We start from the raw sequence: 14,289 nt of genomic DNA on the forward strand, positions 1-14,289 counted from the left end.
GGAGAACAGGGGATGCGCGAAACTTACTCTCAACCGCTGGCGCGCGATGCAATGGCCTATGTCCTCGCCGGAGGCAGAGGCAGCCGGTTGAAGGAACTGACCGACAATCGCGCCAAGCCTGCCGTCTATTTTGGCGGAAAGTCGCGCATCATCGACTTCGCCCTTTCCAACGCGATCAATTCGGGCATCCGCCGCATTGGCGTGGCCACGCAGTACAAGGCGCATTCGCTGATCCGCCACATGCAGCGTGCGTGGAACTTCATGCGCCCGGAACGCAACGAGAGCTTCGATATCCTGCCCGCCTCGCAGCGCGTCTCGGAAGATCACTGGTACGAAGGCACTGCCGATGCCGTGTTCCAGAACATCGACATCATCGCCTCCTACGCGCCCAAGTACATGGTCATCCTGGCCGGCGACCACATCTACAAGATGGACTACGAGCTGATGCTGCGTCAGCACGTCGACAGCGGTGCCGACGTGACCATCGGCTGCCTCGTGGTGCCACGCATGGAAGCCACCGGGTTCGGCGTCATGGCGGTGGACAAGACCGACACGATTACCGATTTCATCGAAAAGCCCGCCAATCCTCCAGGCATTCCCGGCAACGAGGAGATGGCGCTGGCTTCGATGGGCATCTACGTGTTCGAGACCAAGTTCCTGTTCCGCATGCTGGAAGAGGATGCGATCGATCCCAATTCGAGCCGCGATTTCGGCAACGACATCATCCCCAAGATCGTGAAGAACGGCAAGGCGGTGGCCCACCGCTTCACCAATTCCTGCATTCGCGCCGCCGAGGAAATCGAGGAATACTGGCGTGACGTCGGTACGCTGGACGCCTATTTCGAGGCCAACCTCGACCTTACCGACGTCGTCCCCAAGCTCAACATGTACGACCGTGAATGGCCGATCTGGACCGACCAGATCATCGCCGCCCCGGCCAAGTTCGTTCATGACGAGGACGGACGCCGGGGCATGGCGATATCCTCGCTGATCAGCCAGGATTGCATCGTCTCGGGCGCCATCGCCAAGCGCAGCCTGCTGTTCACCGGGGTCAAGATGGGCTCGTTCTCGAGCTGCGAGGAAGCGGTGATACTGCCCTACTGCAACATCGGGCGCGGTGCGCGCCTCAGCCGGGTGATCCTCGATTCCGGCGTGCGCATTCCCGAAGGCCTGGTGGTGGGTGAAGACCCCGAACTTGACGCGCGGCGCTTCCGCCGCTCTGAAAGCGGCGTGTGCCTCATCACCAAGCGGATGATCGACCAGCTGACATGACCATCCGGGTCCTTTCGGTCGCTTCGGAAGCGGTCCCGCTGATCAAGACCGGCGGGTTGGCCGACGTCGCCGGCGCGCTGCCTGCAGCAGTTGCCCCACACGGGGTCGAGATGACCACGCTGCTGCCGGGCTATCCTGCCGTGGTGAAAGCCCTCTCGCGCCCGCGTGCCCTGCACGTCTGGGATGACCTGCTCGGCGAAAAGGGCCGGTTGCTTGGCGGCAAGATAGACGGCCATCCCCTGCTGGTGCTGGATGCGCCCGCGCTCTTTCAACGCGAGGGCGGCCCCTACGTCGACAGTTCGGGGCGCGACTGGGCCGACAACTGGCGGCGGTTTGCGGCCTTCGGGCGGGCTGCGGCCGATATCGCCGCCGGGGCCGTCAAGGCACGGGCTTTCGATATCTTGCATGCCCACGATTGGCAGGCGGCGATGGCCCTCGCCTACTTGCGGTTCGCACCACCCCGCGATGGGGCGCAGGTGCCGTCGGTAATGACGATCCACAACATGGCGTTTCAGGGCTATTACGGCGCCGACCTGTTTGCGGGGTTGCGCTTGCCGCCTCACGCCTTTGCCGTGGACGGCATCGAATACCACGGCGGCGTCGGGTTCCTCAAAGCCGGTCTGGAAGCGGCCAGTGCCATCACCACCGTCAGCCCGACCTATGCCCGCGAGATCCGCACGGCCGAATTCGGCATGGGACTGGAAGGGTTGATCCTCAGCCGTGGTGACAGGGTCCACGGCATCGTCAACGGCATCGATACGGCGCAATGGAACCCGCAGACCGATCCAGCGCTTGAGGCGCGCTTCAGCGCAAAGGCGCTCGGCAAACGCGTGGCCAACAAGCGGGCGCTCGAAAGCGAATTCGGGCTCGAAACAGGTGATGGCCCGCTCTTCGTGGTCATCTCGCGGCTGACCTGGCAGAAGGGCATGGACGTCCTGCTCGAATGCATCGATCACCTTGTCGGCATCGGCGGAAGGCTTGCGCTGCTAGGGTCGGGCGACAAGGCGATGGAAAATGCCTTCCACGCAGCAGCAATGCGTCACCCGGGCAAGGTGGCTGTCCGGATCGGATATGACGAGGCGCTTTCGCACCGCATGCAGGCGGGCGGTGATGCCATCCTCGTCCCCTCGCGCTTCGAGCCTTGCGGACTGACGCAGCTTTATGGCCTTGCCTATGGCTGCGTGCCGGTGGTTGCCCGGACGGGCGGGCTCGCCGATACCGTCATCGATGCGAACCTTGCCGCAGTGATGGGCAACGTCGCAACCGGTGTGCAATTCAGCGGCGTCCATTACGCCTCACTGGCAGATGCCCTGTCCCGTGCCGTAACACTTTACTGGCAAGGCGATACCTGGCGTGCCATGCAGCGCGCCGGCATGAAGACCGACTTTTCGTGGAGCAGGTCGGGCAAGGCCTATGCCGATCTATACGCAAGCCTCATCGCGGAGAAGACATGACCCGTAGCGTACCGTCCCAGCCCTTCTCCGGCCAGAAGCCCGGCACATCTGGCCTGCGCAAGAAGGTGAAGGTCTTCCAGCAGGAAGGCTATGCGGAAAACTTCGTGCAGGCAGTGTTCGACGTCGTCGAACGCGCGCCCGGCAGCACGCTGGTGCTGGGCGGAGACGGTCGCTATCACAACCGCACCGTCATCCAGCAGGCAATCCGTATTGCCGCTGCCAACGGATACGGCAAGGTGCTGGTCGGGCAAGGCGGCATCCTTTCAACCCCGGCAGCCTCGAACGTCATCCGCAAATTCGGCGCTTCGGGCGGGCTTATTCTCTCCGCCAGCCATAACCCCGGCGGTCCGGACGAAGACTTCGGCATCAAGTACAACATCGCCAACGGTGGCCCCGCGCCCGAGGCCGTGACCGAGGCGATCTACGCCCGAACCCAGACGATCGACCGCTGGCTGACCGTGGACACGCCTGATGTCGATCTCGACACGCCTGGTTCCTCGCAGGTTGGCGATCTTGTCGTCGAAGTGATCGATTCTGTTGCTGACTATGCCGAACTGATGGAATCCCTATTCGATTTCAACGCGATACGGGCCAATGTTGAGGCAGGCTTCACGATGGCGTTCGATGCCATGAGCGCGGTCACAGGTCCCTATGCCACCGAAATCCTTGAGCGCCGCCTCGGCTTTGCCGAGGGCACGGTGCGGAACGGCGTTCCTCTGGAAGACTTCGGCGGGCACCATCCCGACCCGAACATGGTTCACGCCCACGAACTCTTTGAAACGATGTTCGGAGCTGATGCGCCCGATTTCGGCGCGGCTTCGGATGGCGATGGCGATCGCAACCTGATCGTGGGACGCAACCGTTTCGTCACTCCGTCGGACAGCCTCGCCATTCTCGCGGCCAACGCCCATCTCGCGCCGGGCTATGCCGCGGGCCTCAAGGGCATAGCACGATCCATGCCGACAAGCGCCGCTGCCGATCGCGTGGCAGAAGCACTGGGCCTGCGCTGCTTCGAGACACCGACGGGCTGGAAGTTCTTCGGCAATCTGCTTGATGCCGGCATGGCAACGATCTGCGGCGAGGAAAGCGCCGGAACCGGCAGCGACCACGTGCGCGAAAAGGATGGCCTCTGGGCCGTACTGCTCTGGCTCAACATTCTTGCCGTTCGGAAAATCAGTGTCGACCAGTTGGCGCGCGAACACTGGGCAAAGTTCGGGCGCAACTACTATGCTCGCCACGATTATGAGGCGCTGCCGACCGAGAAGGCTGATGTACTGATGGCCGAACTCACGGAATCGCTGGCAGCTCTTCCGGGCAAGGCATTCGGATCATTGGAAATTGCCGAGGCAGACAACTTTTCGTACCATGACCCCGTTGATGGCTCGACCAGCAGCAACCAGGGCGTGCGCGTGATGTTTGCCGGTGGCTCACGCGTGGTATTCCGTCTTTCGGGCACTGGGACCGAAGGAGCAACCTTGCGGGTCTATCTCGAACGGTACGAACCGGTCGGCGGTGATCTGGATCGCGAAACGCCCGACATGCTAGCCGACCTTATCGCCGCGGCCGACGAGATTGCCGGCATCACCCGCCATACTGGTCGAACTGTGCCTGATGTGGTGACGTGAACCTCGGCGCGACGATTGCAAACGGGCGCACCCGCTTCGAGGTCCGCGCGCCTCGTGCCGAAGTCCTCACCCTGTGCTTGTTCCAAGGCGGCGTCGAACGGCGCATCGCGATGGCGCGCGAGGGCGACAACTGGACTGTCGAATTGCCCGAAGTCCTTGACGGAGCCCGGTATGGGTATCGGGCTGCGGGTCAATGGGATCCGGCGCAAGGTCTTTGGTTCGATCCGTCCAAGCTGCTTGTCGACCCTTACGCTCTCGAACTGGACCAGCCCTTTGCGTACGATGCGAAGTTATCATCATATGGGGTTGATACGGCTCAGATTGTTCCCAAAGCGCGGGTCGTCTCGCATCAGCCTTCAGCGCCGCCGCCGCCGGTGTTTAGTCATGGCGGCCTGATCTACGAGCTGAATGTCCGCGGCTTTACCATGCTGCACCCTGAAGTGCCGGCAGCGCAGCGCGGAACCGTCGCCGCCCTCGCCCATCCAGCGGTGATTGCGCATTTCAAGCGCCTCCATGTGTCGGCAATCGAACTGATGCCAATCGTGGCTTGGGTAGACGAGCGACACCTGAACCCATTGAGCCTGAGCAATGCGTGGGGCTACAATCCCGTGGCGATGATGGCGCTCGATCCGCGTCTTTGCCCCGGGGGCGTGGCGGAATTGCGAGACACGGTCGCCACGTTGCGCAGCCATGGCATCGGCGTGATCATCGACATCGTGCTCAATCACAGCGGAGAGTCCGATACCTTGGGCCCCATCCTGTCCTTGCGGGGCCTGGATGATGATGCCTATGCCAAAGCCTCGGACGGAAGCCTGATCAACGACACTGGCTGCGGCAATACGCTGGATTTTGCCAATCCCGCGGTGCGCAGGCTGGCTCTCGACACCCTGCGCCATTTCGTGCGGCATTGCGGCGTGGATGGCTTTCGCTTCGATCTTGCCCCCATACTCGCACGTGGCCCCGGCTTTTCGGCGCATGCGCCGATCTTTGCAGAAATGGCTGCCGACCCGCTGCTTGCCGACAGGGTGATGATCGCAGAGCCATGGGACATCGGACCAGATGGTTATCAGTTGGGAGCATTCCCCGACAACTGGCTGGAATGGAACGATAGATTTAGAGATGACGTTCGGCGGTTCTGGAAGGGCGATACTGGGGTCGATCGGCTCGCGACAAGGCTTGCCGGCTCATCCGATGTTTTCGGGAAAAGATGCCGTTCGGTCAATTTCCTTGCGGCTCATGATGGCTTCACGCTGGCCGATACGCTTGCCTACGAACAGCGCAGGAACTGGGCCAACGGCGAAGGCAATCGCGACGGGCATGGCGAAAACTTCAGCTGGAACAATGGCGTCGAAGGGGAAACCGATGACGCGGCAATCCTTCACCAGCGGCATGAATTTGCCACGGCGATGCTGGGTACGCTCTTCGTATCGACCGGAACGATCATGCTGACGGCAGGAGACGAATTCGGCCGAAGCCAACGCGGCAACAACAATGCCTATGCGCAGGACAATCCGCTCACATGGATCGCCTGGGACGCGCGCGATCTTGGCCTGGAGGAGTATACCTGCAAGCTCGCATCATGGCGCGCCCGCCATCTATCGAACATGGTCCAATTTCCCGAGGACGGGCTATGGCAAAACCATGAGGGCCAGCCGATGCGCCTGGAAGACTGGACGAACCCCCAGACTGACAGTTTCACCTGGTCCGGCGGAGGATACGGTTTCGCGGTTGATCGGGCCAGGCGCGCTGCTGGCCCGATCTGACATTCATCCGCCGATCCGCCGCAACGCACGATCCGGCTGGAACGCGCCGGAGAGCACGCTCCGATTGCCGCTGTCGAGGGGCACCTGCCCCGGCAGCAGCTGATTGAGCAGCAGACGGCCGAAGGTCCAGTCGCCCAGATCGGATTCAGCATTGATGTGCCCTGCCTCGCCCGCATCGGCCAAGCGGCTGCCCCACGCACGAGCGAGATGACGGGCTTGCCCGATGCCCATGTATGGGTCGTTGCGGCTGGCGACCACGATCGAGGGGAACGGGAATTCGCTCTGCGGGAATGGTGCAAAGCGGGTCAGCCGACGATCTATTGGCCTTTGCTCGACATCGGGCGGCGCTACCAGCAGGGCGCCGAGCACCTTGCCGTCGCGCGGACGCTCGAATTCGGCCCACCATGCCACGGCAAGGCAGCCGAGGCTGTGCGCCACCAGCACGACAGGACGATCAGCCTTGTGCACGGCGAGATTGATCTTGTTCACCCATGTATTCCGATGTGGATCGCCCCACAGGCCAAGCTCGACGCGCTGGCAGTTGCTCAGGGTCTGCTCCCAGTTTGTCTGCCAATGGCCGGGTCCACTATTGTCGAGCCCGGGAACGGTGAGAATGAGCGGGTCTTGCCCCGCAATGGCTTTGCGGTCTTGAGTCATGTGCTGCCTCCTTGTGCAGAAAGCCGGTCGACTCGGTTTACGTCCCGACGCCTCACAATCTAAGTCAACTTTTTCGATAGACAATCAGCTGTAGACAGATCGTTGGGTGCTTGCGACGGCACGAAAGCACGGCGCAGCGCTTGTGGCTCGGCGTGAGTCAATCGCATTAGAACAGGTGAGGAGCAGAAGCTTTCGGCGCGAGGCGTCCTTATAACGCTTCGTCGCATGAAGGAAATGAGCCACTTGCAGACCTGCCGGCGGCTTATCATGTTGAACGAAGAGATAACTAACTAGGGTCGCGCATTATGGTTCCCGATAGGCGCCGTTTTATTGGCGCCATGGCAGCAACGGTCGGAAGTCTTGCGCTTTCGGGCCAACCCGCGAGCGCGGTTACCCCGCCAAGGGAACCTGAGGTTTCGCCGTTTGCCAAGCCGACGCTACCCTTGCTTGTCCAGCAGGCGGTCGCGGCGCTCGACCGCCATGGCGCGCACATTCGCCATCGCGATCTGGTCGGCCTCGTCGATTTCGGGAAGGCTTCACGCGAGACCCGCTTTCATGTCGTGGACGTCATCGGCGGGAAAGTGGTCTCCTCGCACCTCGTCTCGCATGGCAGTGGTTCGGATCCCGCGAACAGCGGTTGGGTGCAGCGGTTTTCGAACGACTTCGGGTCCAACGCGTCCAGCCCCGGCGCATATCTCACAGGCGCGACCTATCAAGGCAAGCACGGTCGTTCGCGTCGCCTGATTGGCCTTGAAGAGGCAAACAGCGCGGCGCTCGAACGAGGCATTGTGATTCATGCGGCGAGCTATGTCAGCGCCGACATGGCGATGACGCAAGGCCGGATCGGGCGCAGCCAAGGCTGCTTCGCTTTCGCAAATGCGGATATTGACTGCATTTTGGAGCAAGTTAGCGAAGGCCGCCTGCTGTTTGCAGCAAAGTGATCCAGCCAAAAAATTAGCTTGAGATAACAATGAGCTGCCAGTGTCAAACTGGTAGCTTAAGCGTCCTGCCTAAATCCATCCAACTTGGATCAGAGCCATTTTGGCCCCGTTCGCCATAGTAAACGCCGGCTTAATGACGAATATTACGATTCGTTAAACATTCCGCATTGCAACTATTGCGATGCGGTAAAACGCACCGCGTAACTAAAAACACCGTCTTGTCCGAGGGTCAATTACCATGAAAACTCGCGTGATGCTGCCTTGCGTGGCAGCCTTCCTTGCGGTCGTTGCACCAACCCTTGCGCATGCAGGAACGCGCGCGGGGACTACTGCAGTTATCGCGACCAGCCAGCCATCCAAGCCCGCTGTCGGCCCGAAGAACGGCTTTCCGCAGGCTCCCGGTCTCGATGTCGCCCGGCTCAAGGCCAATCCGAATGCAGCCTTCAACCGCCCGAAGAGCAACGGCACCTGAAGAACAACCTCGTCACGATGTCCTGACTGCTACGCCCCGCCGCCCTGCGGACGGGGCGTGGTTGCGTCAGGACACTGCTTGAGCCGATTGCGCAAGGCGTCGAGCACCCAATTGCGGGCTGGCCCAATCGGACAATCGCGGCGCCATATCGCGTGAAAGCGGTAGGTCAGGCCAGGCGCTTCGGGCAGGGCAAGCCGTTTCAGGCGTCCTGTCGCGATGTCTGTTTGAACAAGGTGGCGCGGCATGTTGCCCCACCCGATGCCTTCGCGCAGGAGCGCGTGGCGCGCGCCCAGGTCTCCCAGCCGCCACGTGCTGGCAGCAAAGACCGAAAAGTCGCGTCCCTGGGTTAACTGGGAACGATCGGTCAGCACCAGTTGCCGGTGCTTGCGCGCCTCCCCCGGGGGGATCGCCGCCAGCTGCGCCAACGGATGATCCGGCGCCGCAACGGGAATGAGCTCGACCTCTCCGATCGCTTCGCGCTCGAGATCGGGAATGGCCACCAGTTCCGGTCCGGCAATGCCCAGTTCCGCACGACCATCCACGACCATCGCGGCAATCGTGCCCAGCGCTTCGACATAAAGGCGGAGCTGTACCGTCGGAAACAGCATCTGGAATTCGCGCAGGACCTGCGCGACAAGATGCGTCGGGAACATGACGTCGATGGCCAGCCCAAGCTCGGCCTCTAGACCCAGGTTGAAGTTTCGCACGCCCGCGATCAGGGCGTCAACGTCGTCGCTTACCGCACGTGCCTGGGCGAGCATGGCTTTGCCGGCCGGCGTGAGGACCGGCTTTCTCGATCCTTCCCGTTCGAACAGGGTGACGCCAAGCTGGGTTTCGAGCGCCACGATCCCGTAGCTCACCACCGAAATGGCCCGTCCCAGCTTCCGTGCGGCTCCGTTGAAGCTGCCCTCGTCGACGACGGCGAGGAACAGGCGAAGCTGGTCGAGGGTTGGCTGCCCGACGTCCAAGGAATGACCTTTCAAGATTTTCGAACATTCTGATTTAACTTATCAGGATATTCCGAACAATCTGCAAGCCCTATCTCCCACTCAACAGGACGGACACGAAGCCGCCCGTTTGGAGAAATCGCCATGTTCCAGACTGCTATGCAAACCACCGCAAAGGCTCATATCGAACTGCGCCCCTTCGCCTCGATCGGCGCGGCCAACCACGGCTGGCTCGACGCGCACCATCACTTCTCGTTCGGCGGTTACCATGACCCTGCTCGCGTTCACTGGGGCGCGCTGCGAGTCTGGAATGACGACCGTATCGCAGCCAAGAGCGGCTTTCCCACCCATCCGCACAGCGACATGGAGATCATCACCTACGTGACCAAGGGCGCGATCACGCATCGCGACAGCCTTGGCAACGAAGGCCGCACCGAAGCGGGCGACGTTCAGGTCATGTCGGCAGGGACGGGCATTGCCCACTCGGAATTCAACCTGGAGGACGAGGAAACCCGCCTCTTCCAGATCTGGATCATTCCTGATCGCCGTGGCCATGCGCCGAGCTGGGGTGCACGCCCCTTCCCCAAGGACAGCCGGGAAGGCAAGTTCGTGCCACTCGCCTCGGGCATTGCCGGCGATACCGATGTGCTGGCGATCAACGCCAACGCACGGGTCCTGGGAGCAACGGTCAAGGCTGGTGAAACGGTTCGCTATGACCTGACGGAAGAGCGCCATGCCTATCTCGTTCCCGCACGGGGCAAGATCCGAATCGGCGAGATCGAGGCCAATGCCCGCGATGGCGTTGCCATCACCGGCGTGACCGAGATCGTCATCACCGCACTCGAAGACGCCGAGCTGGTTCTCGTCGACGCGGCTTGACCGTGACCGGACTGTTTCCGCACATCCCCCAATCACGACTGTTGCAAAGGACTGATCCCATGACCACCCAGACCTCGGGCATCGCTTTCGAGACCCGTCGCGCCGCCTCCACAAACTCGGACCTGCTTGCGGCGACCGGCCGCGTCCTGCTCGCCGCGATCTTCGTGCTGAGCGGCGTTTCCAAGCTCGCGGACCCGACCGGCACCATCGCCTATATTACGAGCGCCGGCCTCCCTGCCCCCAGCCTTGCCTATGGCGTTGCTGTTGCAGTCGAGCTCGTCGGCGGGTTGCTGCTGATCGCCGGCATCCGCACGCGCATCGTGGCATCGGCGATCGCTGTGTTCAGCCTTGCCGCGGCGTTCGGCTTCCACGCCAACCTTGCTGACCAGAACCAGTTCATCCACTTCTTCAAGAATGTGGCGCTGGCCGGTGGCCTGCTGCAGGTGGCGGCTTTCGGCTCGGGCCGCTTCGGCTTCGACCGCCGCTGATCCCTACCCCCCGCGAGCCGGAGTGCAGTTGCGCAAGCGCAGTTGCTCTCCGGCTCCATCTCCTTATCTTTCCCACACCTCTCCAAGGAGCCTCCCATGACCCGTACTGCATCTCCTCGTGTCCTGCCGATCATTGTCGACCGCTGGAGCCCGCGCGCATTCGATGGCTCGGCCGTGCCGCAGACCGATCTCGACGTGATCTTTGAAGCTGCGGGCCTGGCCGCCAGCGCCTATAACTACCAGCCGTGGCGCTTTGCCTTCGCACACAAGGGCGATGCAAACTTCGACGCGTTTCTCTCCGCCCTGGTCGAATTCAACCAGAGCTGGGCCAAGGACGCGGGCGTGCTGGTCTATGTCGTGTCCGACGAGTTCATGCGCAGCGATCGCGGCGACAATCCCAATCACAGCCACAGCTTCGACGCTGGTGCCGCCTGGGCCAACGCCGCGCTGCAAGCGCTGCATCTGGGCTATCACACCCACGGCATGACCGGGGTCGACTTTGCCAAGGCCGCAGAAGTGCTGAACCTGCCCGCCGGCTACCGCGTGGAAATGGCTTTCGTGATCGGCAAGCAGGGCGACAAGTCGCAGCTGCCTGAAATGCTTCGCGAGCGCGAAGTGGTGAGCGATCGCAAGCCGGTCAGCGAAATCGCCTTCGCTGGTCCGTTCAAGGCCTAAGCACGTGTGGCGCCGCCCGCCGGAATTGGCTAGGGCGGCGCCATGCTTCGCATCAATGAACTTAAACTTCCTCTCGACCATGCCGCCGAAGATCTTCCGGCGGCTATCTGCGAGCGCCTCGAAATCGCGCCTGCAGACCTGACACGCTACCAGATCTTCCGTCGCGGCAACGATGCCCGCAAGAAGCATGCAATCCTGCTGACATACGTGGTCGATTGCGTGGTGGCCAACGAGGCCGAAGTGCTCGCCCGCTTCGCCGACGACCAGAACGTCAAGCCCACGCCTGACACGTCTTACAAGTTTCCGGTAATGGCGCCGGAAGGCTGGGACGGCGAACGGCCAGTGGTAATTGGCGCTGGTCCCTGCGGCCTGCTCGCTGCCCTGATCCTGGCGCAGATGGGCCTCAAGCCGATCATCATCGAACGCGGCAAGGCCGTGCGCGAGCGGACCAAGGATACCTGGGGCCTGTGGCGACGGTCGGTGCTGGAGCCGGAATCGAATGTCCAGTTCGGCGAAGGCGGTGCGGGCACCTTCTCCGATGGCAAGCTCTACAGCCGCATCAAGGACCCGCGACACCTTGGCCGCAAGGTGCTGGTCGAGTTCGTCAAGGCGGGTGCGCCTGAGGACATCCTGACCGAAGCCCACCCGCATATCGGCACTTTCCGCCTCGTCACCATGGTCATGTCGATGCGCGAGACGATCGAGAGCCTTGGCGGTGAGTATCGCTTCCAGACCCGGGTCGAGGACTTCGAGATCGAGACTGCTGCCGATGGCGAACGGCGTGTCGCGGGCCTGCACCTGTCGGACGGCTCGTTCCTCCCGGCGCGCCATGTGATCATGGCAGTAGGCCATTCCGCGCGCGACACCTTCCAGGTGCTGTTCAATCGCGGCGTCCATATCGAGGCCAAGCCCTTTGCCATCGGTGTGCGCATCGAACACCCGCAAAGCTGGATCGACACCGCACGCTATGGCCCGAGCGCGGGCAACAAGATCCTTGGCCCTGCCGCCTACTCGATCTCGCACAAGTGCAGGAACGGTCGCACGGTCTACTCCTTCTGCATGTGTCCGGGCGGGCGCGTGGTGGCGGCAACCAGCGAGGAAGGCCGCGTCGTCACCAACGGCATGAGCCAGTATTCGCGCGCGGAGTTCAATGCGAATTCGGGCATCGTTGTCGATATCGACCCCAACCGCGATTATCCGGGCGGGCCGATGGCAGGCATGGCCTTCCAGCGCCACTGGGAAAGCCTCGCCTTCGAGGCGGGCGGACGCAGCTACATGGCGCCGGGCCAAAAGCTGGGCGATTTTCTCGCGGATCGACCCTCGACCGAGTTCGGCAGCGTGATCCCGAGCTACAAGCCGGGTGTTCACCTCACCGAACTGAAGAAGTGCCTGCCCGACTACGTGATCGAGTCCATCCGCGAGGCCTTGCCCGCCTTTGGCCGCATGGTGCCCGGCTACGACCATCCCGACGTGGTGATGACCGGGGTCGAAACGCGCACTTCCTCGCCGGTTCGCATCACGCGCGGCAAGGACTGCCAGAGCCTCAACACGCGCGGCCTTTATCCTGCCGGCGAAGGTGCGGGCTACGCCGGCGGCATCCTTTCGGCCGCGGTGGACGGAATCAAGGTGGCAGAAGCTCTCGCCGCCGAAGTGCTGAAGTGAGCGCCCCTCAGTACGACGCGATCATCCTCGGCGCAGGTGCGGCGGGGTTGATGGCTGCGCTTACCGCCGGACAGAACGGGCGGCGGGTGCTGCTGGTCGATCATGCCGACGAGCCGGGCAAGAAAATCCTGATCTCGGGCGGCGGGCGCTGCAACTTCACCAACATCCACACAGCAGCCGACCGCTATATCTCGGAAAACCAGCATTTCGCGCGGTCGGCCCTGTCGCGCTACACGCCGTCTGAGTTTCTCGACATGGTCAATCGCCACGGCATTGCCTGGCACGAAAAGACCCTTGGCCAGCTGTTCTGCGATCACTCGGCCCGCCAGATCGTCGAGATGCTCATGGCCGAATGTCGCGAGGGAAACGTGGCGCTTTCATTCGGCCTGCCAGTCAGCGCAGTTGATCATGCAGATGGCATGTTCCGCGTGACCATCGATGGTCGCGAGGTGCGGGCGCCGTCGCTTGTCCTGGCAACCGGCGGCCTGTCCATCCCGAAGATGGGGGCCACCGGCTTCGCGTTCGAGATTGCCCGCAAGTTCGGCCTGCCCGTGGTGCAGACGCGCCCGGCGCTCGTTCCGTTCACGCTTGGTGAAGATGAGGCGCTGTTCCGTTCGCTTTCAGGCGTGTCGACCGAGGTCGTGACACGCTGGGGCAAGACTGCCTTCCGCGAGGCCGCACTGTTCACGCACAAGGGACTGTCGGGGCCGGCGATGTTGCAGATCTCGTCCTACTGGCAGCACCGGACGGCAATCACGGTCGCGTTTTTGCCCGATGCGGCAAACGACTGGCTGATCGAGGAAAAACGAGCGCGTCCGCGCAGCGCCCTTCGCACCGCGCTCGCACGTCGCCTGCCCGAGCGTTTGGCCGATGCGCTGATCGAGCGTATCGGACTTGAAGGCGAACTGGTGACGCTGCGCGACGCAGATCTGCGCAAGGCACAGGACAGGCTTGCGCGCTGGCCGTTCAATCCGAACGGCACCGAAGGCTATGCCAAGGCCGAGGTGACGGCTGGCGGGATCTCGACCAAGGCGCTCAATCAGAAGACGATGGCAGCCAGCAAGGTCGCCGGGCTATATGCCATCGGCGAAGCCGTCGATGTTACGGGATGGCTTGGCGGCTACAACTTTCAGTGGGCTTGGGCCAGCGGGCGCGCAGCGGGCCTCGCACTCTAAGGACAGTCTACCACCCCTCGACCAGGTCGAGATAGGCTACAACGTCGTTTTCGGTCGCCAGGTACAGGCCGGCCTGTATGTTTTCGGACTGACCGGCGGCGATGGCAAGAGCCTCGTCAAGGGGCCCGTAAAAGAGGGTTTGCGCGCTGCCGCCTTCAGGCTCGTCGCCAAGATGATAGAGACGGACGGTGGCATCGCCGTGTGTGGTTCGCATCGCTTCACTCTCGCAAGAACTGCCCCCCTTGTCGCCTTGTGCCGGGAATCCTGCAATGCCCCTCG

Annotated in this window: 14 protein-coding genes; 11 read left to right on the top strand and 3 right to left on the bottom strand. The window is 62.5% G+C overall.

What is annotated here, in order from left to right; translation table 11 throughout:
* The first annotated feature begins 12 nt into the window (after positions 1-12).
* Genes glgC through glgX form a run of 4 tightly spaced genes read left to right on the top strand, consistent with a single transcriptional unit; the run spans position 13 to position 6,114 of the window.
* Positions 13-1,272, top strand: coding sequence for a glucose-1-phosphate adenylyltransferase (gene glgC, locus B9A23_RS05895; RefSeq protein WP_084277960.1), 1,260 nt, complete (start codon positions 13-15; stop codon positions 1,270-1,272).
* On the top strand, positions 1,269-2,726 hold the full coding sequence (gene glgA / locus B9A23_RS05900; protein ID WP_084277961.1) for a glycogen synthase GlgA: 1,458 nt from the start codon (positions 1,269-1,271) through the stop codon (positions 2,724-2,726). The genes glgC and glgA overlap by 4 nt, the downstream gene beginning before the upstream one ends.
* Positions 2,723-4,351 (top strand): alpha-D-glucose phosphate-specific phosphoglucomutase, encoded by a 1,629-nt coding sequence (locus tag B9A23_RS05905; RefSeq protein WP_084277962.1) that lies wholly within the window; start codon positions 2,723-2,725, stop codon positions 4,349-4,351. Before glgA ends, B9A23_RS05905 begins: the two co-directional genes overlap by 4 nt.
* On the top strand, positions 4,348-6,114 hold the full coding sequence (glgX, locus tag B9A23_RS05910) for a glycogen debranching protein GlgX (RefSeq protein ID WP_084277963.1): 1,767 nt from the start codon (positions 4,348-4,350) through the stop codon (positions 6,112-6,114). The genes B9A23_RS05905 and glgX overlap by 4 nt, the downstream gene beginning before the upstream one ends.
* A gap of 3 nt (positions 6,115-6,117) precedes the next feature.
* On the opposite strand, the gene B9A23_RS05915 is transcribed toward glgX, so the two are convergent.
* Entirely contained in the window at positions 6,118-6,771 is a 654-nt protein-coding gene (locus tag B9A23_RS05915) for an RBBP9/YdeN family alpha/beta hydrolase (RefSeq protein WP_084277964.1), read from the bottom strand.
* 338 nt (positions 6,772-7,109) lie between these two features.
* Here B9A23_RS05915 and B9A23_RS05920 point away from each other — a divergent pair, with 338 nt between their 5' ends.
* Both B9A23_RS05920 and B9A23_RS05925 read left to right on the top strand, forming a co-directional pair.
* On the top strand, positions 7,110-7,712 hold the full coding sequence (locus tag B9A23_RS05920; protein ID WP_254895020.1) for a murein L,D-transpeptidase catalytic domain family protein: 603 nt from the start codon (positions 7,110-7,112) through the stop codon (positions 7,710-7,712).
* Between the two features lie 238 nt (positions 7,713-7,950).
* Positions 7,951-8,184, top strand: coding sequence for a hypothetical protein (locus B9A23_RS05925; RefSeq protein ID WP_084277966.1), 234 nt, complete (start codon positions 7,951-7,953; stop codon positions 8,182-8,184).
* A gap of 29 nt (positions 8,185-8,213) precedes the next feature.
* On the opposite strand, the gene B9A23_RS05930 is transcribed toward B9A23_RS05925, so the two are convergent.
* A complete protein-coding gene (locus tag B9A23_RS05930) occupies positions 8,214-9,152 on the bottom strand; it encodes a LysR family transcriptional regulator (RefSeq protein ID WP_084277967.1) in 939 nt (312 codons plus the stop codon).
* Between the two features lie 123 nt (positions 9,153-9,275).
* Between B9A23_RS05930 and B9A23_RS05935 the strand changes: the two genes are divergently transcribed.
* From B9A23_RS05935 to B9A23_RS05955, 5 genes are all read left to right on the top strand, one after another.
* Positions 9,276-10,010 carry a pirin family protein gene (locus B9A23_RS05935; protein ID WP_254895021.1) on the top strand — a complete coding sequence of 245 codons (735 nt, stop codon included), beginning with the start codon at positions 9,276-9,278 and terminating at the stop codon, positions 10,008-10,010.
* Between the two features lie 59 nt (positions 10,011-10,069).
* A complete protein-coding gene (locus tag B9A23_RS05940; RefSeq protein WP_084277969.1) occupies positions 10,070-10,498 on the top strand; it encodes a DoxX family protein in 429 nt (142 codons plus the stop codon).
* A 96-nt stretch (positions 10,499-10,594) separates the two neighbouring features.
* Positions 10,595-11,173, top strand: a complete 579-nt coding sequence (locus tag B9A23_RS05945; RefSeq protein WP_084277970.1) for a nitroreductase family protein — start codon at positions 10,595-10,597, stop codon at positions 11,171-11,173.
* Between the two features lie 42 nt (positions 11,174-11,215).
* A complete protein-coding gene (locus B9A23_RS05950; protein ID WP_084277971.1) occupies positions 11,216-12,835 on the top strand; it encodes an NAD(P)/FAD-dependent oxidoreductase in 1,620 nt (539 codons plus the stop codon).
* Complete coding sequence (locus B9A23_RS05955) at positions 12,832-14,010, top strand: BaiN/RdsA family NAD(P)/FAD-dependent oxidoreductase (protein WP_084277972.1); 1,179 nt, start codon at positions 12,832-12,834, stop codon at positions 14,008-14,010. Before B9A23_RS05950 ends, B9A23_RS05955 begins: the two co-directional genes overlap by 4 nt.
* Positions 14,011-14,017: 7 nt before the next feature.
* Here the strand turns inward: B9A23_RS05955 and B9A23_RS05960 are convergent, their stop codons facing one another.
* On the bottom strand, positions 14,018-14,224 hold the full coding sequence (locus B9A23_RS05960) for a hypothetical protein (protein WP_084277973.1): 207 nt from the start codon (positions 14,222-14,224) through the stop codon (positions 14,018-14,020).
* Positions 14,225-14,289: the final 65 nt, after the last annotated feature.

This window comes from Novosphingobium sp. B1 (genome assembly GCF_900176395.1).
Classification (GTDB): Bacteria; Pseudomonadota; Alphaproteobacteria; order Sphingomonadales; family Sphingomonadaceae; genus Novosphingobium.

Excerpts from the sequence above, each read along its gene's own strand:
- glgC (WP_084277960.1), top strand. The coding sequence starts at position 13 with ATGCGCGAAACTTACTCTCAACCGCTGGCGCGCGATGCAATGGCCTAT.
- glgA (WP_084277961.1), top strand. The coding sequence starts at position 1,269 with ATGACCATCCGGGTCCTTTCGGTCGCTTCGGAAGCGGTCCCGCTGATC.
- B9A23_RS05905 (WP_084277962.1), top strand. The coding sequence starts at position 2,723 with ATGACCCGTAGCGTACCGTCCCAGCCCTTCTCCGGCCAGAAGCCCGGC.
- B9A23_RS05915 (WP_084277964.1), bottom strand. The coding sequence starts at position 6,771 with ATGACTCAAGACCGCAAAGCCATTGCGGGGCAAGACCCGCTCATTCTC.
- B9A23_RS05920 (WP_254895020.1), top strand. The coding sequence starts at position 7,110 with ATGGCAGCAACGGTCGGAAGTCTTGCGCTTTCGGGCCAACCCGCGAGC.
- B9A23_RS05925 (WP_084277966.1), top strand. The coding sequence starts at position 7,951 with ATGAAAACTCGCGTGATGCTGCCTTGCGTGGCAGCCTTCCTTGCGGTC.
- B9A23_RS05935 (WP_254895021.1), top strand. The coding sequence starts at position 9,276 with ATGTTCCAGACTGCTATGCAAACCACCGCAAAGGCTCATATCGAACTG.
- B9A23_RS05940 (WP_084277969.1), top strand. The coding sequence starts at position 10,070 with ATGACCACCCAGACCTCGGGCATCGCTTTCGAGACCCGTCGCGCCGCC.
- B9A23_RS05945 (WP_084277970.1), top strand. The coding sequence starts at position 10,595 with ATGACCCGTACTGCATCTCCTCGTGTCCTGCCGATCATTGTCGACCGC.
- B9A23_RS05950 (WP_084277971.1), top strand. The coding sequence starts at position 11,216 with ATGCTTCGCATCAATGAACTTAAACTTCCTCTCGACCATGCCGCCGAA.
- B9A23_RS05960 (WP_084277973.1), bottom strand. The coding sequence starts at position 14,224 with ATGCGAACCACACACGGCGATGCCACCGTCCGTCTCTATCATCTTGGC.